This window comes from Parabacteroides massiliensis (assembly GCF_900155425.1).
In the GTDB taxonomy this organism is placed as follows: Bacteria; Bacteroidota; Bacteroidia; order Bacteroidales; family Tannerellaceae; genus Parabacteroides; species Parabacteroides massiliensis.
On sequence record NZ_LT700190.1, the window covers coordinates 130,702 to 154,868 of the forward strand.

Annotated in this window: 20 protein-coding genes; all 20 read right to left on the reverse strand. The window is 49.3% G+C overall.

Features of this window, described 5'->3' with window-relative positions; translation table 11 throughout:
* Positions 1-615: a conjugative transposon protein TraK gene (gene traK, locus BQ9893_RS07660; RefSeq protein ID WP_075965566.1), complete on the reverse strand. Its 615-nt coding sequence runs from the start codon at positions 613-615 to the stop codon at positions 1-3.
* Between the two features lie 49 nt (positions 616-664).
* Positions 665-1,921, reverse strand: a complete 1,257-nt coding sequence (locus BQ9893_RS07665) for a TraJ family protein (RefSeq protein ID WP_075965567.1) — start codon at positions 1,919-1,921, stop codon at positions 665-667.
* A 28-nt stretch (positions 1,922-1,949) separates the two neighbouring features.
* Positions 1,950-2,843 (reverse strand): hypothetical protein, encoded by an 894-nt coding sequence (locus BQ9893_RS07670; protein ID WP_139322579.1) that lies wholly within the window; start codon positions 2,841-2,843, stop codon positions 1,950-1,952.
* An 11-nt stretch (positions 2,844-2,854) separates the two neighbouring features.
* Complete coding sequence (locus tag BQ9893_RS07675; RefSeq protein WP_075965569.1) at positions 2,855-3,538, reverse strand: hypothetical protein; 684 nt, start codon at positions 3,536-3,538, stop codon at positions 2,855-2,857.
* A gap of 11 nt (positions 3,539-3,549) precedes the next feature.
* Positions 3,550-4,266, reverse strand: a complete 717-nt coding sequence (locus BQ9893_RS07680; protein ID WP_075965570.1) for a hypothetical protein — start codon at positions 4,264-4,266, stop codon at positions 3,550-3,552.
* Entirely contained in the window at positions 4,247-6,841 is a 2,595-nt protein-coding gene (locus tag BQ9893_RS07685) for a TraG family conjugative transposon ATPase (protein ID WP_075965571.1), read from the reverse strand. The genes BQ9893_RS07680 and BQ9893_RS07685 overlap by 20 nt, the downstream gene beginning before the upstream one ends.
* Positions 6,842-6,869: 28 nt before the next feature.
* Positions 6,870-7,166, reverse strand: coding sequence for a hypothetical protein (locus BQ9893_RS07690; protein WP_075965572.1), 297 nt, complete (start codon positions 7,164-7,166; stop codon positions 6,870-6,872).
* A gap of 2 nt (positions 7,167-7,168) precedes the next feature.
* A complete protein-coding gene (locus BQ9893_RS07695; protein WP_075965573.1) occupies positions 7,169-7,528 on the reverse strand; it encodes a DUF4134 domain-containing protein in 360 nt (119 codons plus the stop codon).
* Positions 7,529-7,662: 134 nt separating this feature from the next.
* Positions 7,663-8,007, reverse strand: a complete 345-nt coding sequence (locus BQ9893_RS07700) for a hypothetical protein (RefSeq protein ID WP_075965574.1) — start codon at positions 8,005-8,007, stop codon at positions 7,663-7,665.
* Positions 8,008-8,032: 25 nt separating this feature from the next.
* Positions 8,033-8,632: a hypothetical protein gene (locus BQ9893_RS07705; RefSeq protein ID WP_075965575.1), complete on the reverse strand. Its 600-nt coding sequence runs from the start codon at positions 8,630-8,632 to the stop codon at positions 8,033-8,035.
* A 75-nt stretch (positions 8,633-8,707) separates the two neighbouring features.
* The gene (locus BQ9893_RS07710; RefSeq protein WP_075965576.1) at positions 8,708-9,409 is read right to left on the reverse strand and encodes a ParA family protein; all 702 of its coding nucleotides are present in this window, start codon (positions 9,407-9,409) and stop codon (positions 8,708-8,710) included.
* Between the two features lie 195 nt (positions 9,410-9,604).
* Positions 9,605-11,512 carry a relaxase/mobilization nuclease domain-containing protein gene (locus BQ9893_RS07715; protein ID WP_075965577.1) on the reverse strand — a complete coding sequence of 636 codons (1,908 nt, stop codon included), beginning with the start codon at positions 11,510-11,512 and terminating at the stop codon, positions 9,605-9,607.
* Positions 11,513-11,522: 10 nt separating this feature from the next.
* On the reverse strand, positions 11,523-13,013 hold the full coding sequence (locus BQ9893_RS07720) for a hypothetical protein (protein ID WP_075965578.1): 1,491 nt from the start codon (positions 13,011-13,013) through the stop codon (positions 11,523-11,525).
* A gap of 67 nt (positions 13,014-13,080) precedes the next feature.
* The gene (locus BQ9893_RS07725; protein ID WP_139322580.1) at positions 13,081-14,778 is read right to left on the reverse strand and encodes a hypothetical protein; all 1,698 of its coding nucleotides are present in this window, start codon (positions 14,776-14,778) and stop codon (positions 13,081-13,083) included.
* Between the two features lie 9 nt (positions 14,779-14,787).
* The gene (locus tag BQ9893_RS07730; RefSeq protein ID WP_075965580.1) at positions 14,788-15,015 is read right to left on the reverse strand and encodes a hypothetical protein; all 228 of its coding nucleotides are present in this window, start codon (positions 15,013-15,015) and stop codon (positions 14,788-14,790) included.
* Positions 15,016-15,033: 18 nt separating this feature from the next.
* Positions 15,034-16,227, reverse strand: a complete 1,194-nt coding sequence (locus BQ9893_RS07735; RefSeq protein ID WP_075965581.1) for a hypothetical protein — start codon at positions 16,225-16,227, stop codon at positions 15,034-15,036.
* An 18-nt stretch (positions 16,228-16,245) separates the two neighbouring features.
* Positions 16,246-18,654 (reverse strand): DUF4116 domain-containing protein, encoded by a 2,409-nt coding sequence (locus BQ9893_RS07740; protein WP_075965582.1) that lies wholly within the window; start codon positions 18,652-18,654, stop codon positions 16,246-16,248.
* A 36-nt stretch (positions 18,655-18,690) separates the two neighbouring features.
* The gene (locus tag BQ9893_RS07745; RefSeq protein WP_075965583.1) at positions 18,691-19,644 is read right to left on the reverse strand and encodes a DNA-directed RNA polymerase subunit alpha C-terminal domain-containing protein; all 954 of its coding nucleotides are present in this window, start codon (positions 19,642-19,644) and stop codon (positions 18,691-18,693) included.
* A 12-nt stretch (positions 19,645-19,656) separates the two neighbouring features.
* Entirely contained in the window at positions 19,657-22,122 is a 2,466-nt protein-coding gene (locus BQ9893_RS07750) for a hypothetical protein (RefSeq protein ID WP_075965584.1), read from the reverse strand.
* Positions 22,123-22,132: 10 nt separating this feature from the next.
* Positions 22,133-23,770 (reverse strand): hypothetical protein, encoded by a 1,638-nt coding sequence (locus BQ9893_RS07755; protein ID WP_075965585.1) that lies wholly within the window; start codon positions 23,768-23,770, stop codon positions 22,133-22,135.
* Between the last annotated feature and the right edge of the window lie 397 nt (positions 23,771-24,167).

Genomic DNA, 24,167 nt, shown 5'->3' on the forward strand with positions numbered 1-24,167 from the left:
TCAATTATTACCGTTTTCAGAACGAAAAGAACTGTAATCCTCCACCATCCAGTTACGGATCATCAGTCCATGGATGTTATTCTCCGTACGAGGCTGCACCTGAATCTTACCACTGGTAATCAGCTTGTAGTAGGTTCCCCCATTACGGCGGTCAAAGCGGATGGTTCCCCAATATCGGAAAGTCATCTGGTTCTTGTCAAACTGGATGCTGTCCGTCATCAGCCAGGAGTGCATGTTATTCTTCACCAGCTCGTTATAATAGCCACGCTCGCGCATATTCATGTACTGTCGGTATGCCGACTGGTCACAGAGGTAGTTGGCTCGCTCCATGTTCTTCTTGATGAACTCGTTGTCCGGGCCCAGGGTGTAAAACAGGGAGTGAAAATCCTCGACCAGCCCTTTCACCTCCATTTCCATGGTCAGCCCACCATTGGACCGCACAGCCGAGAAAGCATTATAATTCGCGTCCAGCACATAGATGCGCGACTCCGATTTGGAGATGCGGACATCCGCATATATCATTGAACCTATGGAAGTGACAACCGTCACGATTCCCATGATGATACAAACCACCAGTACCAACTTCTGTTTTTGCTCTATATTTCTTACAAACATAACTATGCTATTTAGATTATTCGACTAACATTATTATTGCGGGGCATTATCAGGATTGCCCCCCTCCTATAGTACTGCCCATACCCTTGATAACAGAGCCGCCTGCACGGACCACGCTGGAAGCGCCCATTGTCACGATACCTACACCGGCAGTGACACCTGTAGCTGCCGGAGCCGTTCCTGATGTCTCGATAATCCAAGACGAACAAACCGGCACATACATGGTCGCACCGCACGCTGCCATGATACACACGACAAACATACAAGCCTGGCCCGTCATGGCGCCCGCATACTCATAGAACTCATCCCAGTCCTTCAGCGGATCCTCCGTCTTGGCCACCAAATCCGTCAGGTATTGTATCTCACGCTCCAGCGTGTATCCCAAAATGGTATAAATCACAGACAGTGCCACAAACAGGATGACAGAGTAGAATGTCACACTGAGGTAACGTGCCGTCCATGCCGACCAGCTGCTACGCCATACCCCGAGCACGGAAAATCCGAACGAGAGCGGTCCGATGATATACAGTATACTCATAAAGAGCGTCTGCATCATGATGATCAGCACGATTGAGAACTGAAGAAATATCAGTCCCAGCTTCTCGATGATCAACGTGAATCCCCACAGGAAAGCCTTGAACACCCAAGAACCTCCCGCAATCAGCTTTTGGGACAGTTCGTTATAGTCCGTCACCGACATGCTGGAAATCAACGCCTGCAGGAAATCCTCGTTCTGCCAAGAATCCATGGCATTATCGACCATGGCCGCCTTGGTGTAGATACGTCCCGTCAGGATATCAATCTGTTCCCACCGTTCGGAAGCCAGCTGTCCGATTTCCTGGTTCTTGGCGTAAATCTGCGCATACGCCGTTCCTTCCAACTGGGCTGCCGGCCAGCGTACCAAATCGCAATACCCACCCCAGAACATGATAACCAGCAGCAGGGCGAACGGTCTCAGGAGCGGCATAATCTTCCAAGTCTCTTCACCCAACATATAGTTGTAAGCCTTTCCCGCAAAATGAGCCAGGCACAAAAAGCCGGCAATCACCTTCGCATAGTACGCCATGGCACCCACCAGGCCCGTGCGGTCCCCGGCGGTAATCATCCGTTTCAGTTCCAGCATGTAGTCAAAGGTGTCCTTGTCCAGCAGACCGTTGCTGAAGATGTCAAACCCACCGGTGGTGTCCCCACCTTGCGCCTGCAGATGGAAGAACCCGTTTTGGCTCAAATCCAGCAACCCGCGCACTCCTGACAAAAGAGTGTCCAGCAAAGGTTGCCATGTACTATCAAAAAACAGTTCATTCATAGTCTCGTGTATTATGTCTTGTTTATTCCTATCTATTTTTACGTCCGGAAAAAGACTTGTCCAATATCTTCCGGTACTCCTCATTGATGTTCATCCGATCCGTCTGTTCGGACTCCAGGATAAAGTCTATCCAGTCCGATCCCCTCACGTGCGCATACAGCCGGTTCAGTTCATTCAGCTTCTTCTGGTAGAACGATTCCTTGTCTGCCGAAGGCACCCATGAGCTGTGTATCTGCATCACATCGTCGATGATGCGTCCCACTTCCTTCTTGTAGCCTTCCGTCAGCTTGTCGCTTTTCAGGAACCCTTCGTCCAGAATACCGTTACCGTTCTTGCCGCTGCCCATCATGTCGATGGCCGATTTAATGGAAGCTGCCTCCCCCTCAGTCATGCCCGCCGCCGTGTCCAGCAAATCCTCAATTCCTTCGATCCGGCTTGTTCCTAAAAAAGCCTTCTCCGTGCGTATAAACGCATCCTTGTATCTGCGCCATACCATATCACCTGGCATAGTCGCCGCATCCGGCAAGGTGAACATCCGGCGGTTCATCATTTTCGTCAGGTTCTTGTAAATTGAGTCATTCCCGTTCTTGAAGATGGTCTTTCCGGCCACCTCAATCGATGCCCGGATAGTCATCCACTCCTTCATACGGGTAGTCAGTCCCGGTGCACAATCAAAAAAACGGTCAAGCGTTTGCTGCAGGATCTCCACCGACTGCAAGTATTCGTCCTTGGAAGACGCACTCTCCTTACGGGAAGATTCCTCGATAGACTTCATGCTGGCCTCCATCTCCATCTGTCTCATGAGCAGCTTGGTGTCATTGCTCATGTCGATGTTCGTTGTTTGGGCTGATACCGGCATCACTGCCAGTACCAACCCAGTCAACACCGAAACAAACACTACTATTAATCTACTTCCTGTCATAGTATCCGTATTTATCTGATTACATTCTTCAGCACATCAATCTGTTGCTCCCGAAATCCCTCTCGGTAAACGGCCAGGGAAAACAGCACCCGGCCATGGTAGATGACCCGCATCTTCTCGGCCCTTGCCCGCTCGTAACAATTCTCCATCATGGTGATACGTTCCGTATTGTTCGCGATGAATCCCGACTCGCGGACGTACTTGGCCACCCGGCGTTCAATCTGATCCATCTCGTAGTCAGAATTAGCCTTGGCCCGTTCGTAATAGTCCTCACACTTCATCCGCAAGGAATCACTGGACAGTACATACGTTTCATGGTACTGTTCCCAGAACTCGGCCACATCCTTTACCGTCTGTTCATACAATTTCATCATGGAAGCCAGGTTCCCGTTGCTCAAGGACTTCTCCTTGGCATACAAGTGCTCTTCCAGAATGTTCAAAACCATATAATTGGCCGCTGTCTTCTCCTTGTTGGCAATGACATCCATCTTCAGGTTCCCGATACGCTCGAACCGTTTCAGGGAAGAGTTGTTGTTTGCCGACACTATCGCATGTCGGTAAGGGTCGTACACAAACATCACGCCCTGTGCCGACACAGCCATGCCAGACAGCAGCAGCGCCGCCATTGCCAGTCCCCTTCTGACACCGGTCAGAGAGAGTGACGAAAACCTGTTATGTCCACCTGTCATTTCCATATAAGTATTGATTACATCCGGTTTGCTTTAGCCGGGTCAAAATCATTGTCCCCTTTTGCCGGAATATCCTGACATTTAAAGGGATCCAGTGTATTGTTCATCAGCGAATAATCATGGACGCGGCGCAACTGCCACTTGAGTGCGTTGTTTATGGACGTCACCTGCCGCTTCATGTCCTCGCCTTTAGTAAAACACTGGCGAATGGTCATCTGCGGATGCGCCGAAGTCCGATCCTTGATAATTCCCATCATATTGTTGAAAACACCAATGGTATTATAACCTTGCGTGATAAACACGTCCATTGTCTCCGTCCGCAAAGCGTTGACGGCAAAATCCATATGCTCGAAGCCGGACAAGTAATCGCCGTAAAGGCTGACCATCTGACGGATCTGTTTCCACAGTCCCTTCACCAGCCAGAAGTCCTCGAACGCCACATCCACTGTGGACTGCGGTCCGTCCTCCCAGCCATTCTGTCCGAAGGTACGCAAGCCGTTCTGCACCGCCTCGTTCATTTCGCCCCACTCTTCCGTAAAGCGTGCCAAATCCTCCATCTGCTCCGCTTCCACTATCTGCACTCCGGAGATAGCCACCAGGCGTGCCGTCTGGTCAGCCACATCCTTCTGCAAGACAGGCAGCGTTGCCGAATCCGTAATCTGCCCGTAGGCCGACACAACGGAAAGCCATCCAATCAGGACACATATCCATACTTTAGAAGTCAATGTTCTCATATACCTTTGTTTTAATGGGGACCCTGTAACCCGGGCTGTTCACCTTCTCGGCAAACAGCTGGATACTCAGCCCTGTCCGTTTTTGTTCTTCGATATAGGCAGTCAGTGCTATCCGGTACAAGTCGATATGCTTGCGCCATTCAGCGAGCAGCTCCTTATATAAACGGGGATCGGTGTCCGATTTTCCTCCTGAACGGATACGCATCCAATCTTCCATCACCCCTTTCTCATACTCCTGGTAAGCATCATGATACAGTCTGACTGCATCCTTCTCGATACGTGTGGTCGTATAGGTATAATACTGTGCCAATGACACCTCTGTAGCATACACCTCGCCGATTGCCCCACGACGGATATACACTTCGGAATACTTGTTCCGACCGGCCAGTGTCCCGACCTTATTTATGGAAAATATCTTTGCCAGTTCAGAATTTGTGATACCCAACACTTTCTGTATTTCATCGAAGTTCTTCTTATTCTTCTCCTGGTCAAGCAAGATCATCGTATCCGCATTCGTAACAATGGCGTTTTTCAAGATTTTATTGCCGGTCAAGTCAGCCACATCCTGTGTCACGACAATGGCTTCTCCATTGAACTTACGCACTGTCTTGTACAGATACTGCAAATATCCTGCCATGGAAGGAGATTCGATGGCCTTCCATGCTTCTTCAATTATCAACGACTTACCCCCCTTCTTGATTCTCATTTTCTGTATGAACAGGTCCATGATAATCAGTGTCACAATAGGGAACAGGATTTTATGATCCTTGATGGCATCCACTTCAAATACAATAAATTTCTCATCAAACAGTGACTTGTCCATGTCATCATTCAGCGTGCGCTCATAATCTCCACCTTTATAGAACTTTTTCAACACATACTCGTATGACTCCATTTCCGCATAGCTGCGGATATTAGCCTCACTGATCTGCTTGTTCATGAAAGGCACGGAGAACTCATAAAACGAATTGAACGACAGATAAGAAGCGTCCCGCCCGCTGTCAAAGTAATCCCTGTAATACTCATTCACCGTATTGGAGATCAAGGTGTCCTCCACTTGCGATAGTTCACCCTTGCTACCTTTCCACAGTAGCGTAATCAAGGACTTCAGGAAGTCACGTTTTTCCTCGTTGAATTCCTCCTTGTTGATACGGAACGGATTCATGGTAATCGGGTTCTCGTCCGTATAGGTAATGTACTTGCCCTTCAGATATTCGCACAAACCCAGATAAGAGTGTCCGGTATCCACCAGCACGACTTCTATACCATTCCGGTAAATCTGACGTACATACTCGTTGACGAAGAATGACTTACCCGTACCTGTCGGACCCAGTACAAACTTGTTGGAGTTACGGCAACGTTGGGTGGCGATGATATTGAAGAACGGATCTATGGCCAAGGGGATGCCCTGTCTGTCGCAAAAGTAAGTCTTGAACGAAGAATGTTCGTCCTGCTGTCTTGCCTCCTTGTAGAAGAAACACAAAGCCGCGTCAGCCGGAACGAGGAACCTGTCATAATCCTTGATGTTCCGCGCATTTCCCGGCATACATCCCAGGAACAGCGGGAACTGGTTATAGCATTGCTTGCTCGGATAGATACCGCACCGGCTGTTCAGTTGTCCCACAAGCATATTGGTCGCCTTATCCAGATTCCCCCTTCCGATCAGGGTAAAATTGAAATGGGAATACACCACCATTTTTCCGACCCGTGCCATATCACCCAGCATGTTGGTGATATCCTCCACGGCCATATCGTTTCCGGCGTCTGGTATGGAACTATGCCGTTTGCACTTGGTCAACAATTTGGTCTGCACAGCCTGCTGGTCCGGTATGAACAATATCTGGTTATAAATCAGTGTATCCACCTCCGGAACGGAAGGGAGGAACGAGAACAAATCCACTGGCATGATAAAATCCCCGATCTCTTCGGTACGGGAGCATTCTATTTCGCTTGGGACATCCACGCTGTCCACATCCACCAGTGACATCACCCGCACCTCGCGGTCCCCCACCCAGAATTTCTTGCGGGTAGCCTTGATATTGTCGAAGGCCACCTCTCCCTTATTGAAATTAATGGTACAATAGTTATGCAGATAGTCATTGCACTGGCTTTCGTCCAATGCGGTGATAGCGTAACCGTTAGCGTCAAACATCTGCAGCAACCGTGAAACATTTGAACGAAATGTATCCCATGCCTCCTTATCGTATGAAAAGAACGATTTTTTAACCTCACAGGTCAGGATAAGATACGTTTCGGTCTCGGTATATTCACGTCCCTCGAATAACTTAAAATATTCGTTGTCCAAGAAATCCGTATTGTCGCAGACATGATGATATTTCTTGCGGAAGAACAAATCCTGTTTCTGGAGGATATAACCGTTTCCGAACAGCTTCAGCAAGTTCGTATAGAAGGAATGAAAGTCCTCATACAACGATTTGTCGCCGGACCATTGCTGCACAGGGTTTTCGACACGGAAGATGACCGAATAATCACCCATTGCGTTATATACCACTCCATAGCCCTCCGGCTGTTGTTCGATACAGATATAAGGAGATTTGAATTCCGATACTTTCATAAAAACAGTTTTGATTTAATTGTCGATGTTATAGGTCCAGTTTACCCCGGACTATACGTCGTACGATGTAGTAGCCCGCACCCGAATCCCGGCTGTGGAGTCCCTGACTCTGTTTGTACAGTATGAATGACATAGACAGTACGAAACTGACTATCAGCGTCACCATACCAAACAGGACACCGACTAGATTCCCTACAAGCACACACAGTAAGAAAGAGGTAATCAAAGCAGCCGCTCCCCAACCGATAAACTTGCCTTTCAAGTTCTTGAATACAAGGGGTCTTTGCAACCCCTTGTACACCTTGAAACCACCTATGCCTTCCATTATTACAAGAAAAGGACTTTAAGTATTGAACCTGTTGCAACGAGGAACAGACAGGCACCGCCCCAGCCGACGATACGCTTGGTAACGTCCTGGTCGCCGTTATTCCACTTGATGTAGATCTGTGCGCCACCGACCAGACCGACCAGTGAGCCGACAATCAAACACAGATTGGCTACGGATTCGAAAGTGCCTTCAAGTTGTGAACTTGCTTCATCAATTGCACCTGCAAAAGCTGACGCATCTTTCTGAGCGAAAGCGTTTGTCACGAATGTCAACATTACGATTGCCAACGACAATGCTCTGGCATTAACCTGATGAAATTTGACACACGCCAGATTTCTAAAATTACTAATCAAAATCATAGTGTTTGGTATTTAGTTAATTGTAAAAATATAATATTTCAATTCTTCAAATCAAATCCGCTTGCGCCTATATCAACACCATTTACGGCGCACTGTATAAAAACTACTTCTTCAAATCTTCAGATGCTCCGTTCTCAGAATGTATAGACACATCCGTCGAATACCGCCCTACCGGACTTCATAAGCTGTTGATTGTAACCGTTCACCTCAAAGCCCTGTGCATAGATGGCACCGGTCACCCGTCGCGGACGATAGGATTCAAGCTCCTCCTTATCCTCACTCATGTACTCCTTGCGTACATCGGCAGGCAGCTCCATTTTCTTTGCCCGAAAACTTGATGAACTCAGCATATCATCCACAGGGATAATCTGCGTATCCTCGTCATCAGCCATCGGTGCACTGTTTTTGAGCGCATCAAAAACAATCAATACAAGATAATAGAGGGTATATCCCCCCAAAAGCATAACAATCCACTTCATGATCTTATTGTTTTATGGCAGGTTGTCAGTTACCCAATCGGCGAACTTTCTTGACGAACTCAGCAAAATTGTCTTCCAAATAACTTTGAATAATGTAGGAGGCTAATACCTGGGTAGGAATATTGAAGACTTTCCCAAACAAAAAGATTAAATCACGTGCTTCACCTGTTACTCGAATCACGGCCTTTTCATCAATTTGATTATTATCCAAAAATATCCTACACTTTTCCTTGAGTTCCATGATTTCCGGTGTAAATTTCCGCTTTTGTCGAGATACTTTCTTTCGAAGCTTTTTGCGATTCTCATACATCGTCAACAGTTCGTTCAACTCTTCCTCGGAAATATTCTTCAACGAATCGGCCCTTTTTCTTTTAGGTGTGGGCTCGTTCATGAATTCTCCAGCACTATCAGCCGGATTCTTTAATGGGTTCTCATTCGGCACGGCCGATACCGTGTCAGTAGGTGATTGGGCAATCGAATTGACCGCCTTGGGAGTGTCTGAGTCTCCCGTACCAGTAAACGCAGTCGGTGAAGCAACAGAGGAACGTTTATCCTCAGTGTTTTGAGCTGTTCTTTTGGCAGTCTGCTCCTTCGCCGTTTTGATTAAATCGTTTAGGTTTGCCATTGCAAAATTATCATTTTAATTTGATTCTCATAAAGTTATGGATAAACACTTTTTGTAATTTAAAGCAAGTTAACGCTATTTCAATTTCTTTATTATATAAGCAAAAGCATTCTCAACGACAGCCAGCACATAGGGATTAATGAACATCGTACTTAAATTCCGGGAAAGGTTTACGGTACGCGCCACATCCGGTGTGATATGGCACCCCATACCCAACAATTGCTGCTCAATATCACTACGGCTCGAATAATTTGCTGATGTCATAATGGCATTTGGCACAACGAAGCGTTTGGCTCGAAGATTCATCCCGCGTAATGCGTTAGTGAACGTAAGTGTGGAGCTGTTGTCAAAATCACTGAAGCTTGTCGGTGTGATGATGGCATCTGCCAGCCGGAAAATAGGTTCCATTTGCTCAATGTCCAACTGTCCGGGCATGTCGAATATATTGAAGTCATTTTCAGAATCGGTAAAAGAGTCCTCCCCATTGTCGAGCCATCCGCGTATAGCACCGGAGAGCACGTCAAACGGAAGGCGTTCGATCCGGAACAAAGAGTTTGGATTGACAGGAACCGGGCAATCATCATTCTGGATTTTTTCGGTATCATAATGGATACCCTCAAAAGTCAGGTCCAGCAGGTACTTTTCAAAGATGCTCTGTTGCTTGTCGCAATCCAATACACGGCATCTGTAACCGGCCATACCGAGGTAGTCACTGAACAACAAAGCCAGTGTGCTTTTCCCCACACCGCCCTTCTGATTGGCAAAAACTATTAACATATTTATTTCGGTTTTGGTTACTACTAAATCATTGTCAGACAAAGATAAGCAAATCAGTACGACAGAGCAAATTTTATTAGTTTTTTCATTTGATACACCGGAATTCCGTTGGGAATTCTCTCTGATTTGCATCCATTACAGTTCTGGTTGACACCTTCCACTATTCCATGAGAACGTATCAACCAGCACTTAGTATCAATCTTCATTTTCATCATCATCCCTACGTTTGCGTTTGCGGGAGCGCCCGCCACCTCCACCACCGCCTCCGGCTTTCATCTGGTTGGCAATCTGTGCCATCTGTGCCAGGAATCCTGCCAGTGATATCGGTTTGAGCACAGCATCCATGGATGGGGAAGCGGACCTAGTCCGGCTGTCATCATAATCCCTTGCGCGGGTTCTCCTTCCGGAAGCACCACCGCTTACTGCTGACCGGCTATGATTCTGTCCGGTGCCACGGGTATTGCCACTAGTTTGCTGTTCTTCGCCCGGCGGTTCGGGATACGTGACGGTCTTCTCGTTCAAGTAATCCTCCCACCTGCTGTAGTAGCGGTTCATGCGATCCACGTCAAGCACATTCAAGTCCAGGCCCTTCGCCTGTTCTACCGTGAAACCGCCACCCAATTTGGACACATTGTACAAGCCGCCTTGCGGGTGATAAAAGAAGAGTTCCTTGCCCATGAGCACCACGGACACCCCTTCTTTTTTGAGCGCCGCGCTCAAATCCTCGCCCGAAAGGTTGTGCAGAAGGGAAGAAAGCGTTTCCCTTACCACCTTGCGTACAGACTTATCTTCCGGCGTTAACTGTACCGGACGAATATCGTCCACCTTGACCCTGTTGATGGCCGCCAGGCATCGTGCTTCCTCTTCGGAGTGAATATCCATTGCCGATACATTGATCACACGCTGGTTATAATTCAGCGCGGCCACCGTGTCAGCCGGCAGATGGTACTGACCGTTCTCACCCGGCCTGGTTGCATAAGCGACATTTCCCTTGCCGGTATGCATAGTATATCCCAGCGCCGACATCCGTTCGGCGAATCTCCTCCAGCCGCATTTCTTTCCTTCCTCTGCCAGCACCTGATTGACCAAGGAATAGAAATGATCCGCTTTCTCGCTGAAGTCCGTGGAGCGTACCAGCGTCTCAATCGGGAACACGTCAGAACTCCGGTAGACAGTCTTGCCCGGATAGTCGGTCACCGACCAGCGAATATGCTCTTTCCCTTCCTTGTCTTTGACCGTAGTGCTTTCGATATGGAATCCCAGTTGTGTCCTCAGTTCATGCAGGGACTTGATTTCCTCGAACGTATAGCCCTTGGACGCATATTCGGTCAGTTTCTTGAACAACAGCTGCTTTCGCTTGAAGATTTTCGGTTGCTTGTCCACAGGCAGCTTGCCATTGACACGCACGGACACCCCTTCCTTGTAAGCCTTCTTGCAGGCATCGATTTGGTCCTGTGTAATCGTTCCGCACATCTCGCCGTCCGAAGAAAGGATCCACCGTCCGGCAACCGTCTGGGACTTCTCCAGTTTGTAGCCCTTCTCCTTGAAGATACCCACCAGGTTGGAGTCGAATGCGAACCGCCACTCCAAGGCAGCGGCGATATCCTTCTTGGCCCGCACCTGCAAGTTCTCGGATTCGGAAATATTGAACTGTCTGTTTATCTCCCGGATAGCCGCCAGCGAGCGGTACCGTTCCGACTTGTCGGATACCAGCGAGCCGTCATAGCGTACCCGTGTGGAGACGATGTGTACATGGTTGTTGTCCGTATCCTTATGAAAGAACACCAGGTAAGGCTGGTCACCATATCCCATTTTGTCGATGTAGATCCGGGCGGCGTCCAACAGCTGCTCTTTGGACAATTCACGTCCGGCACAAGAAATGACCGCATGGAACTGCCGGTAGTTGACGTCCGGTCGCCGGTCAGACACATAGTTCAGGAAATCGAGATATGTCGCCGCACTCGGCTGCCCCGTCAGTCCGACCATAGCTTCCAGTTCAAAGTTCTTCGCTTCAAGCATCTCCGCTTTTCCGTTCTCCGTTTTCAGCCGGTTGTATTCTATCCCTGCGAAAGACTTGGAATGTTTCAGTATCTTGGCTATCATAACCCTTCGATCAGTTGGTTGCAGAAATCTCCGGCAGCGCCGCATAGCGTTCCCAACTGTTTGTAATCAGGGATGCCTTTTTCCGAAACACCTCGTCCTTCAGCAGCATGACCGGGACGAACTCACCGATACGCGGGTCAACAAACAGAAAATAGATCATCATTTCCGCTGTGCGCTGCTGTACCGGGATCTGCTTGAAACAGCGGTAATCCTTCCGCACGGCGACAGCAATCACCTCTTTCGTCTGGAACTTCGGACGGATATACTTGAGTACATCAGGCGACTGTATCAGTGCCAGTTGTGCCAATGCCGTAAATTGTTGGTTCGTGTAATTCTCCGGACGGAGGAACTGGATGGCCCGTCCGTCCTTCAGGACGATGGCAGAAGCTATCTCGTAAGACACCAAATCCGGGTTCGCATAATTGGCCGTCATCGGGTCCCTGGAAAGGGCCAGCGCCACCTGTTGCGGGGTCTGCATATCCTGGGAAATATACCTCAGGTTCTCCGGCGAGCCGTATGACAATGCATAATCAGCCATATCCAGTCTGCAGAACGACTGCGGTACATAGGCTATATCATCCGGATGTACATATACGGCACACCGACACATCCGTTCGTCTGTCAGCGACTGCTCCACCTCGTTCAACCTTATTTCCCCGGCCCTTAGCTTCATGTAGGCCGTCAGATAACCGTCAGGAAGGGAGACAAAGTCCCATTCGCTCATCGGGATGTGGAAATTATAGTCCAATATCACATTATCTATCCGTTGTAACCGTTCCTCTTTTTCGAGGGAGCCGTCCTGGTCTACCACGTTACACAGTCTCACTGTACGGGCTATCAGCGCCCGGCACGACTCAGGCGCCGCCTGCAGATTAGACAGATCATCCTGCAAGGTCGAATGCAGGAAGTCCGATGCCATCAGGTCATCCGACAATCCCTCCAGATAAAGATAGTCTGCCGTATAGCCCGATGCCTGCCAGAAGGAGAACCGTTTAATGAGCCGTTGTTCCTCTGTTTCCAGTCGTTCCGGCAACAGTTTGCCGATCCGCTCATACGCCTGCATCAGCCAGTCACTCAAAATATGCAGTTCGGCAATTCTTTTCAGCCGTTCGTCCCTGCCCTCGTACAGATAGCCGTCCATCCGGCTTGCATAAGTCTCCAGTTCGTCCAGTTCGTCACCGACCAGTCCGATTTTCACCATCAGTCCGTTCGCGAGAGCGGCCAACACATTCTTCGGGGTATCCTCCGGGAAGTCCAGGCCGGCAAGCCGTTTGTACAGCACCTCGGCAACATCACCCAGAAACGAGGCCGTCAGTATTTCCGTCTTGACCGGCTCGTCCCCCGCTTCGAGCAGCTGAAGCAAAATCTCAGCAGACTGCTCCAGATGAAACATGCTTAGCGTCTCTTGCATACTTTCAGAGCGGTCAAGCAATGATCCCACCGAAGAGATGATATTACCCAGCTGTACCGTCTGTATGTCGTTTTGGTAAGAATTCTTCATTACCGTCCTATTTTAAATTAGTACCGGACCCGCCCATGAAGGGCAGGCCCTCATTCATTCTCTGTTATCACATTGACCGGCCACCCACCTTTTCTGTACGGTCGGCACCGCTGTCATGATCAATCTTTGCCTGCAGCTTCGCACGGTTGGCATCCGTCTTGACCACATCGGTCACACCCGGGTTCGCCAGGTCGAACTGCACTTTCTGCTCATATTCAAATGCGAACTGTCTCATGGCAGCCAGATCCGGATGCTCGGATTTCTGCGCCATCTCGTTGGACAGGATGCTCATGGACAGATACAAGGACTTGTCGTTAGCAGGAAGAGCCTTGAACACTTTATACTCATTTCGCATATTGTCCGTGGAAAGTCCGGAACGGTGCGTCTGTTCCATTTTCTGATCAGCCAGACGTATGAAGTCCATTGCATGCTTGGCTGTCGTGAACCGGTCAATCACCGAATACCCCTCAGTCCCTTCGAGGCTTGTGCCCGCTTCAGCAAGTATCATCTTGCCCGTATGCTCATTATAGAGCAATGACACCGTCCGGTCCATCTTCAGTCCGGCCAGGTCATCGGCAGACAAATCTATCAGTTGTACCGGCCTGTCCGCATACAAACTGTCCATACGGAGAGAAGCCACCTCTGCCTGGTTCACCAATGATTCGTACTCCTTGTAATCCTGTACTCTGTCAGCCGACGGGTTCTGTGACAGATCAGCCGCCATTTCGGAGATACGTCCCTCCAGCATCTTGCGGTACTGCTCCATCACCATGACATCAGCCACACCCGGCCTGGCCCCTACCAAAGAAAGATCCTCGCCGTAGTGTCTCTTGAACTGGTCCGATTCAAAGAATTCCTGACTGACACCTTGAGACTCCCCTTTCACAAAGCTCTCGGTCAACCCGTTCAGTTCCTTACGTTCTTCCACCCTTCCGGTCAGGACATCCATCCGTCTGGCAATCTCCTGCGGGTTCACCTTCATCTCTATCAGGTTCGCTTTGCTCGTGAACGCCTTCACCTTCACTGTTGCTCCGTCCCCAGCCTGCTCGCATATACGGTTGACATAGCCCTGTGCCATCTCGAACTGCGCCTGTGTCATCATCTCAGGGTAAATGCCCGACAAGTCATGCCCCACCATATTCTCGAACCACGCCGTTTCGGTCAGTGCCTTATGCAACTCGTCCGATATAGCTTCCGGAGTCCCTGTGAAGTCAGCGGAGAGCCCCTGGGGCTGTCCGCAAAGCATATCCACGAACTGCCCTATCACCAACGCATCTGCACGCTTCTGCTGCACCATAACCAACAGCTTCTGTTCATCCCCTTTCTGATACAAGTCACGCATCGCCATCACTTCGGGCAATACAAAAGTCTGGTTGAAAACCTTTGTATAATTTTCTGAAGCCCGCTGCGCCTTCTCGTAAGCCTCCGTCGCAAACACCCGGTACTCCGCTTCTTTCTCACCCAAATCACCGTCCACCTGTGAGCGTCTGAAATCCCTGTAGGACTGCATCGCCTCCATGGACTTCTGATAGCCATCTGCCAGTGCCGTCTCAGCCATCAGCCGTTTCCAACCCTGGTTCTCCGAGCTCTCGGAAGTCAGAAGCACCGAAAGGTCCTTTCCGATACATTCCTCAAAATAGGCAGACTGGAGCAGTTTATCCACATTGCCCTCGTTCAGTATGGTAGCCGGGCTCACTTTCCGCTGATCCAATACATAAAAAGCCTTCATCAGCTCGGCAGCCTCGCCCATGCATTTAGCCAGCACCTCCGTATCCTACTTACCCAGTCTTGCATTAGAGAAGGCACTCATTTCAGCATAGAAATCCTTGTACACCGGAGACTCCCGGTATTCTGCCAAGATCAGCTCCACCTCGTTTTCCGGTGCACACAGTCTCTCGGCCAGTTTACTCAGCTGAATGGTACCCTGGTCATAGAAGTATATGCCAATCAGCATGTTGATGTCGTAATTGTTAATCTTGATCTGTTCCTGTTCGTTTTCCATAACATTGTTTTTAGGAATTTATAAATGAAACCACGAAGTGCTCCTGTTCTTGGTCGCTTCCCGTCCCTTTTCGAACGAGTCCTCTGTCATTCCCGGCGGCAGCGGCCTTTCGCCGGGACAATCTTTGCGTATAAAATCCGGATACTTAGCCGTCAAGTCGATTATAGGGTTCAGTTCCTTCTCCTTCCGTAAGTCCCGGCATAGTCTACGGTAGCACATCTGTCCGACCGCAGCCCCCTTGTCGAGTATATTCTGGTATAATGTCTCGCTGACCGTCAAGCCCGGTATGGGGCTCACCTTGTCTGAGATTCCAGGCCCCCTGTGGAGTACATAGTCATCCATATAGCTCACCGAACCGCACCATTCCAACACAGCGTCTAACAATCCGTTTCGTTTGAAGAAGTCAAGCATTGTTTGATTCCTGAACTCTACGCTCAGATATTTCATGTCATTTTTTGCCACGTAATTCAGCATCTCGGCGTCGGATATATTCTTCCTCCCCCATTTCGTGTTGAAGATGACCGGCTTGAGCATCCGCATCATCAGGGGAGCAATGTCCTTGCGCCTGTTTATCTGGTGCACGATCAGTCCTACCACATTCTCGTTGTCGCCCATCCGCTGTAACAAATTATAGATCGGGTTTCGGGCAGAGATGCCCTTTTGTCTACGGTAATCCTCCTGTATGCCATCCAGATAGTAATTTACGATACCCCGGTAGCGTTCCTTCTCGTTGCTTTCCATGAACTCCCGGTACCGTTCGGTATTCCCCACCCCACTAGTAACCGCCGAAAAGCACTTGTCATTCTCTATCAAGTCGAAGCCATACTTGACAGCGAACGCAGCATCGGTCAAGTCAATTTTCATCTGTGGCTGCTTATCCTGGATGTACGGGATAAAGTGGTCATTTTCCTCTTTGTGGACACGTGGAACGGTAGCGAGGTCCGGCACAAAGTAGAAGAGAGCGATCTCGTTGGGAATGAAGTCCAATTTCTTCACCTGCTTCACCTGTTCGCAGATAAATGATTCGAAGGTATCCTCCTTCAGCCGGGAAGCGATGTCGCATAGACGCACACTGGTCACCCTGTGGCTCTCCTTATTAATACAGAGGTACAAGGCCCCGGGACGGTTAGCGAAATCCGTCCTGATGTTAATCTGGCCGTCTCTTTCATCAACCTCGCCTGCCAGTTCCTTGAAATAATCCAATAGTCCCATAGTAATCCGGATAATAGGTTAGTGATGCATGCCCCCGTTGCGGGATCTGTTCAGCCCTTGGTCTTGGGAATGATTCTGTTTCTGCTGCTGAACCATTTCCGGGAACCGGTCAGCCCAGTACTGTGTCAGTTCGTTGGCGTATCCTGCCAGTTGCGCCTTTTCCATTTGCGGGACATTCGTTCCCATAGGAAGTGTGGAGAAGAATTTCTCAGCGGATATCTCGCCGTTCCGGTAAGCCATGGCCAGTTCAGCCTCCTGCTTGAGCAGATGCACCAATCCCTTTTTGACGCCCTCCGACATGGAGCTGTCCATATTAGCCGATTCCCAGAAAGGCTTCACCTGGTCAGCCGGGCCCTTGTCCTGTCCTGCAGGCCGTTTGTAATAGTCATCAATCGTCACAGCGGAGAAATCGCGCTGCACTGACGGTTTGAAGTTCACGTTCAGGCTGCCCGCCGGCACCAGTTCGGGATGTCTTGTCGCACAAGCGAACGTGTCCAGCACGACCGTCCGGTATTTGATTGCCGGATCCATGTCTTCCGGATAGCGGCCCGCCATTGGCGGTTCGGCCAACAGCTGGCTGGCAGAAATGGAACCGTTATAGAACGCCGCCATGTTACGGACGAACGATTCCGTCTCGGCACGTACCGACATGAAATTCTTCTCAATAGCCTCACGCGCCTCTTTCACCAGTGTGGGATACAGGTCAAAGTAGTCCTGCGGAGTCACCTTGACCCCGTTCTCCAGCTGCTGTCCCTGCATCTTGGCCTGAGCCCTTGCCATCCGTGCCTGACGTTTCAGCTCGTTGTCCGACGGTGCGAACCTCTGCGGGAAGAACTCGCGTGCCTCGGCGAACGTGCGATCAGCCATACGGCAAAGATATTTGGACTTGTCCTTCTGGAACGCATACTGGAGATTCTGGCCGCCCCCCATAGGTGTAATTGCCAGGTGCATCAGCTTGCGCTCGCTCTTCATGTTGCGCGGGACGAACTTGTACGCATTATAGTTGTTGGCGACCGCAGCATAGCACATCGGTCGGTCCTTCCAGGCACGCTTCACCCATTTCAGGGCATATCCGTTGGACTTGACCGCTTCCATACACAGGTTATAGTCCACCAGTCTGGGCTCCTTATTCACCACATGCTCCAGCGCCAGACCGCAAGCCTTGCAAGCGATCATCGCATTCTCGTAAGTCGTATGGTCCTTATCCAGTCCGGCAAACACGTCCGGGTGGTATTGCAGATATTTCGTCCGCGCTTCATCGCTTACCGTATTGATATTCTCGATGCCCTGCTCACCGGAAACCTTGTAGGTCGGATCCAGTATTTCGGCTGCATCGTTACGAAGCCGCTCGATCTCTGGTATAATCCGCTGTATATAGCTTTTCTTCTGCTCCTCTCCGGCCAGCCAGTTCTGTTCAAACTCCTTGCTGTTTGAGTACTTGTCAATGGCATCCTGAAATGCTTCCTCAGACAGCCCCCATACCTGGCAGATTTGGTTCTTGGAGAACTCGTCCTGCCCCATCAGGTATACGGCGGCTCCCAACTCACGGGAAGGGATCATCCGCTCAATCAGGTCACCGGCGTTTGCCTGCACCTTGATGTCCGTGTCCAGCACACGCTTCACGAAATTCTGGTAGCGTTTCCAGTTCAGCTGAGCCAGCTTGCCCAATGTGGGAACCGTATAACCCTTCAGCACCGGCCTTTTCTGCGCCTTGCGGTACAGTTCGGCCAGGATAGCGGGTCTCACCTTCAGTGCACTGAACACCCTCTCCTTTGTCTCTTCGTCCGGATGCTTGTTGATATAGTTCACCGCAAACCCGACAATCAGATCCTCCAGTTTCTTACCCGGCTCGATGTCGCTTTTCACATACAGCACATTATCCATCTTTTCCTGGAATTTGTTGTACTTCTCGATATTCTCGCTGGCAAATTTCTCCAGCAAGGGAGCGTTCTCGTTCCGGAAGAGCGACTTGGCGGCCGCCGCATAGAACAAGTTCTCCATGGTCCGCACGTCCATGCCCAACGCCTGGGACGCCATAGAACGGAACCGGGAGTTGTTATGTGAGTTCAAATAGTACCGTGCCAACGCCAAATCCGCTGCATCAGCCGAAAGGGAAGGATTGGACAGAACCGCCACCCGGTTGTTCTGTTCGACAGCCTTTAGAAAATTATTGTATCGGACCTCGTTGATGGAGGCCAGCTGCTCCAACCTGTCCGGCCGTTGCCCGCTAAGCAGTGGGGAGTTCCCCGCCTGCACGATAAGATCATTCAACCCTTCGGGAGACACACGCAAAACATCTGCCATGTCACACAAGGATTTCGTACCAGGATGCTGCTGCATATAATGCATAGCGAATGCCACCGCCAGTGTCTCGATGTTCCGGTCCGGTGCATACTTAGTCTGCAAGTACTCTCTATTCGTATCCATAGTCATATTTAGTTAATCGTTTTTCCATTCAACCGTTTACCGACGTTTGGCGTGGGTAAACTCCATATAATTGCCGATCCACTCGGCCACCATCTCGTTCCCTCTCAGCCGGGGCTTATGAGTCGATTGCACGGAACTTCCACTGTATCGTATAAACAGTTCCGAATTCGTGTCAATCAAAAAATCCGCTACCGATGTCCAGCAGCCGTTATTGTCTACCTTGATAAGATTCAGCCGTGTCAGCAAGTCCTCTATTTCCTGATAGGACCTCATTCCGAAGTGCGGCAGTTTGGTGAGCATCCCGCTCTTTCCGCAAGCCTTGTTCACCACGATAAAGTCATACAGGGTATTCACTCCGCTCTTGATGGCCGCGTTCGTGCAGCGTACCGACAAGCCCAATTCTGTCACGGAAGTAAGCAACATCCGCATGAAATCCCGGTAGGCCGTCTCTTGGTCCCGCTCGCTGCATATCATATTATCCTTCAGTGCAGAGCACACCATCTCCTTTATCACATCCTTGCTGTTGTCCGCATTGGAACCTTGTCTTTTCAATAAAAGCTGCAGGTTTCGGTTCTCCCGGATGGTCTCAGCCAGCCGCAGACGCAAAGCAGGTACATCCGCATAATACATTTTCAACCGGATGGAAGCCGTACGGATATAATACTGCAGGGTAGAGAGACTTATGTCATGTCTGGCAGCTACCGTCGCCATGTCATCATCCTCTGCACATTCGCGGAGCATATCACTCAGTTCTGTGCCCAATATATCCGGCCATGTACGGACAAACTGCCGATAAGCGGTAGTCAGTGATCCCTTAACTTTCATGCCGGCATTATCCATACCGATGTCATTCATGAATGACTTCAGAGAGGAAACGGACACGTAACCGTCAGCCCCCTGTATATATCCTTTGGACAACCAAAGTCCGATTTTTTCAGGTTGCAGGCCATACACCTTTTCTATTTCATCATAAGTCATCAGTTTCTCCATAATAGTCCTTTTTCATCTGTGATAACCCACACGTCGTTTTTCCCCTGAAGCGTCATCCTGTAACTGTTGGACTGAACTGCGGATACGTCCCTCGTAAATACCCATGACCCTATTGGACAACTTATCGGCATATTCCTTGGAATATCCATTATCGCGCTGTGCGTTGGGAATGGCATTAATCAGTTCCTTCGGGGTAATCTCACCTTTCCGGTATGCCATGGACATGGCCACACATTCATCCATCAGCCGGACAAAAACGGCCTGGTTTTCCTTACTTTGCCACATGTCAACTGCCTTTTCGCTGGGACAGACCAAAGTACAGTACTGGTCAAAGGTTGATTTAGGGTCATACTTCTGTAGCATGGAATCCACCTTCTCGATATATTCGTCCGTTTGGGAGAATGACTTGTCCAGCGGCGTGTCAGCGGAGAACTGCAATTCCTCGCTGCCGGATACCGGGATTGAGATACCCCCTGACACTGACGCAGCCATCTCTTGCGGAGACATAGATCTCTCTGCCCAGAATTCCGTCATCCGGTCAGCCAAGGACGTCACATCATTTCCTGTCCTGGGATTGTACGGCTCATAGCATGGGCACTGAAACAGTTCTTCTGCCGTAAGGTCACCATTCCGGTAAGCCAGTGCTTCCGCTCCCACCTGACGAATAATATCTTTCAGGGTTTCCGGTTCGCGCATCATCATGTCATCGACATACTCTGCCGGGAACGGCAATACCCTGCGGTCCTCCATGTCCACCCGAATCATCGGTCCGTATTTCTCATGAATCAGTTCCAGCCTGTCCAGCAGGTTTGACTCGGTCCCCTGTAAGATGACCGGTCCGTTAGCAGATGTCAGGTTGTATTGTCCCGGCTGTTGCCGCGCATCGGTCCGCTCGCGCACCTGTCCGGATGTGTAGTGTTGCACATCCTCTTGGGAAAGGTTATGTCTCAACAGCGCGTCCTTCAAGACTGCCGATTTCAGAATATCCGTATTCGCCAGTCTTTCGATGACACCTTCAGCCACCCCAACTTTGTGCAAACTATAGATCAAGCCTGCCAAAGCTTCAGCCGCATCCGGTTGGATCTTTCCGTCCGGTCCCTTTATTGAACCTTTCCGGTACATCTCCACCAGCTTGTCCACCTTCTGATATTCCAAGCTGATGATTGCCGGGGTAGCGTATATCTCGTCTATCTGTCTGTTTAATGACTCCAAGTCAGCTTTGAGCAGAGAATAATTTTCAGATACCATGAAATTTCTGTCCGTATACATCCCTTCAGCCAGTTCGAGGCAAGCGACATTCTTCCGGTGCACCAGGTAAAAATACTCCATCAAAGGGGACATACCCACACCGTCATTCGTGTTTACCGCCACTCTTGCCAGTTCCTGCACGGACTGCATGTACATCTGCCTGCTGCGGATATTGTTCTGGTTAAACATGCCCATATAAAACTGCTTGGCCATTTCCTGCACCGCCTCGTTGTTGCCGGCCTGTTGTGCGAGCGATATCATCTCGGCCTTTTCCTTGTCATTACCGTTTCTGAAGCGTTCCGGACCGTCTTTTTTCCATCCCTCATTAAAATCATACCTATTGACCACCTTGGTAACTTCTGCCGTACCATCTCGTCCTACCAAGCAGTGATCTTGAATCCTGCAATGGAACAACTGCAGTGTGTTAATCTGCTCATACGGCATATTCAGAAGTTTCACATAGCATTCATGGTCCCAACAACTCACCGACGGTTCAACATGATTTATGTATTTCAGCATCTCGTACAACTGCTTGCTGTCCATAAAATCGAACAGTTGCTTGGCATGTTCCGAGCACTGAACCAACCTATCCTTCAGTTCTTCCGGGTCATTACTGAGCTTGCTTTCCTCCAATATCTGAAGTACACAATCGCCATCCTCCTTCGCTATAGCCCGGTTCAGTTCGGCTCTCTCCATCAGCTTGTCCTGTTGATCATTAAAGAAACCGAACAACATTTGCTGATCCGGAGTCATCTCGCCCTGTGTCAAGTCATTTTTGTACCTCCAATAACCTTCCCGAAGGGAAAATGACGTATCCGGCAAATTATCAGTGGTCAATCTATACAAAGCTTCTGATGCACGTTGTATGGGTTTGTTCAGCCATTTCATGTAGGGATAGATATTGTCTATCCGATACGTAGAGATGATATGTTCTGGAACTCCGTTAAGGAAGTTCTTACGATAATAGTAAGTCAGGTCCAAAAGCGTTCCTGTCTTGACATGTTTCCCATTGCTGTCATAAAGTTCGAATCCGATATATTCACCGTCCTTATTCCTTACAACTACAGCTGTACCCTTCTCTCCTCTCAGCCGTTTCCAGGCATACTTCCCCCCCTTAACCGACAACCGTCCCAGATGCCGGCCACCCCACATGAGCAGCTTTGCCGTATACCGCAAGGGTACGACTACCAGCCACTTCAACACAGTTCCTACAGCTTTGAACAAATTCATAACGATTCAGTTAAAGGTTATATATTTCTTTTACCTCAGAGGGGGAAAGCCGGCTTGTCACCGTTTTGACAACGGCCAGTTCTGTCAGCATCTTCCCACTCAAGTACAACTTATACAAGGTCAAATCATTTTCCGGATAGAAAGCCGGTCTATGTCCAGCAGGTATCTGCAAAATCTGTTGCTCGGTCCAGCTCAGCTTTTCTATCAGCTCAGGTGTCATTCCGTCCTTCCGGATTTCTGTCAGCAGCTCCATACGGTTCCGTTGCAGCGCATCATACTTACCGGCGCCATTAGGGAGCACAGTTCCACCAGAGGCAGCAACCGCTGGAACCGTACACACCGGTTCAGCCTTGTCGGGTTTCGATTGTTCCGGCATCACAAAAACGGACTTCAATTTTTCCTGCAAATCACTGTTCATAGTCTCCTGAAACTCGTGCACATACATATCATATACAAGCCCGTATTGTTCTGTGCCAGCATCCTGAAGGGCTATCTGTATGTCAGCGATAATACCGTCACATTCCTCTTCGTCCTCCGTATCACGCAATTCGTGGAAAAGTTGCCAGATAGACTCCTGCAGCTTCATGTCAAGTACAGCAGTCTGAACCTTCTGACCGGTGGCAACCGCAGCGGTCTGCTTATTGGCAGATCGGGCATGGTAAGCTTCCGAGATTGCATCGAACGCCTTTTGCGCAGTGTGTTTGAGCGCAGTGAAGTCGTTGGAATCCACACCTTCCTTCATAGGAACCTGAAGATGATAGAATTCGTAGAACGGGTCTATTTTGTACAGAAGACCCTTTTCGATGGATTTAGGCCCCTTGGATGCCAACACCTGCAAGCGTTTGGAATCATTCTCCTGAACCAAACTCTGTACAGCCTCCATATCAGAGTCGTCAAGCTCACATTCCTCTTCGACTCCATCCCATGAGAAAGAGAAACTGCCTGTCATGGTCAGTTTGGCAAACTGGTGTATCTGGTCCCGTCTTATGGACCTGTCCTGAGCGTTCAAATCAGCGTTCTGCATATTCATATTTCTACGCGCGGGATTTTCTTCGCCGGAACCTCCCGAAGCCTGGTACATCCGTTGCTGGTCCGTCAAGGTCCAGTCCGAAGAACCGGGAATACGTATACCCAGTACCTGATTGATGAATGTCTTTTCCGCACGGTTGCTGAAGGGGATGAAAATGTCACTGTCATACCGTTTGACCAGGAACTTGAACTGCTCTTCTGCCGTCAGTTCCTTCCAGTCGTTGATATGGCTGGTGACCAATTCCTGCCGGAAACGGTCTGAAGGTATCCAGGGGGAGTTCTCGCATATATTGTCCAGATAAGACTTGTTCGGGATATAGAAATGGTAATACTTATCTTCTTCGGGAATGCACATGACACATTCGATACGTTTGTTCTTCAGTACCCGAAGCGTACAGTTCTGATCCCAGTCTGTAAACGAGCAGTCAGCCAGCTTGGGGGCAGTATGTTTTTGTATGTATGCAGCATACTGTTTCGCGTAGCTCTCATGATTCTTGAAAGCGGCCAGATCCGCTTCCAGATCAACAACGGACATACCGAAATGCTCAGCAACAGATGTCGCCTGATAGCATCCGGAATCCAGCCAACAGATAGCAATTATCTTTTCTTCATCACTCATAGTTGAAAGCGTTTTGGTTGATTTTCATGCGAATATAAAACAAATTGCCGAAATTCAATTGAAAATCAGGCAATTAATTTTTACAATCAACATATAATAATACTTAATTTATAGTAAATAAATCCTAATATATAAGTACAAAAGGCTCGCAAACGCCCTATTGAAAGGACTTGGAGAAGAAATGACAATCAACCGATGAAAAAGGGCACTGAACGGGATAACAAAGAATAGAAACACAAAAAAAGGGGGTGTGTCGTAATGCACGATGCACCCCCTCCTGTAGTTTTGAGTTTACACAAAATTGGGGATAGTCCCTCAAGGATAGACCCTTCGTTACGGAGAACCGCTTCACGGACGACTTTCATTACATTTTGCCTGATCAATTCCAGTTTGAAGA

Coding starts and splice junctions, on each gene's coding strand:
- traK (WP_075965566.1), bottom strand. CDS start 615: ATGTTTGTAAGAAATATAGAGCAAAAACAGAAGTTGGTACTGGTGGTT.
- BQ9893_RS07665 (WP_075965567.1), bottom strand. CDS start 1,921: ATGAATGAACTGTTTTTTGATAGTACATGGCAACCTTTGCTGGACACT.
- BQ9893_RS07670 (WP_139322579.1), bottom strand. CDS start 2,843: ATGACAGGAAGTAGATTAATAGTAGTGTTTGTTTCGGTGTTGACTGGG.
- BQ9893_RS07675 (WP_075965569.1), bottom strand. CDS start 3,538: ATGGAAATGACAGGTGGACATAACAGGTTTTCGTCACTCTCTCTGACC.
- BQ9893_RS07680 (WP_075965570.1), bottom strand. CDS start 4,266: ATGAGAACATTGACTTCTAAAGTATGGATATGTGTCCTGATTGGATGG.
- BQ9893_RS07685 (WP_075965571.1), bottom strand. CDS start 6,841: ATGAAAGTATCGGAATTCAAATCTCCTTATATCTGTATCGAACAACAG.
- BQ9893_RS07690 (WP_075965572.1), bottom strand. CDS start 7,166: ATGGAAGGCATAGGTGGTTTCAAGGTGTACAAGGGGTTGCAAAGACCC.
- BQ9893_RS07695 (WP_075965573.1), bottom strand. CDS start 7,528: ATGATTTTGATTAGTAATTTTAGAAATCTGGCGTGTGTCAAATTTCAT.
- BQ9893_RS07700 (WP_075965574.1), bottom strand. CDS start 8,007: ATGAAGTGGATTGTTATGCTTTTGGGGGGATATACCCTCTATTATCTT.
- BQ9893_RS07705 (WP_075965575.1), bottom strand. CDS start 8,632: ATGGCAAACCTAAACGATTTAATCAAAACGGCGAAGGAGCAGACTGCC.
- BQ9893_RS07710 (WP_075965576.1), bottom strand. CDS start 9,409: ATGTTAATAGTTTTTGCCAATCAGAAGGGCGGTGTGGGGAAAAGCACA.
- BQ9893_RS07715 (WP_075965577.1), bottom strand. CDS start 11,512: ATGATAGCCAAGATACTGAAACATTCCAAGTCTTTCGCAGGGATAGAA.
- BQ9893_RS07720 (WP_075965578.1), bottom strand. CDS start 13,013: ATGAAGAATTCTTACCAAAACGACATACAGACGGTACAGCTGGGTAAT.
- BQ9893_RS07730 (WP_075965580.1), bottom strand. CDS start 15,015: ATGGAAAACGAACAGGAACAGATCAAGATTAACAATTACGACATCAAC.
- BQ9893_RS07735 (WP_075965581.1), bottom strand. CDS start 16,227: ATGGGACTATTGGATTATTTCAAGGAACTGGCAGGCGAGGTTGATGAA.
- BQ9893_RS07740 (WP_075965582.1), bottom strand. CDS start 18,654: ATGGATACGAATAGAGAGTACTTGCAGACTAAGTATGCACCGGACCGG.
- BQ9893_RS07745 (WP_075965583.1), bottom strand. CDS start 19,644: ATGGAGAAACTGATGACTTATGATGAAATAGAAAAGGTGTATGGCCTG.
- BQ9893_RS07750 (WP_075965584.1), bottom strand. CDS start 22,122: ATGAATTTGTTCAAAGCTGTAGGAACTGTGTTGAAGTGGCTGGTAGTC.
- BQ9893_RS07755 (WP_075965585.1), bottom strand. CDS start 23,770: ATGAGTGATGAAGAAAAGATAATTGCTATCTGTTGGCTGGATTCCGGA.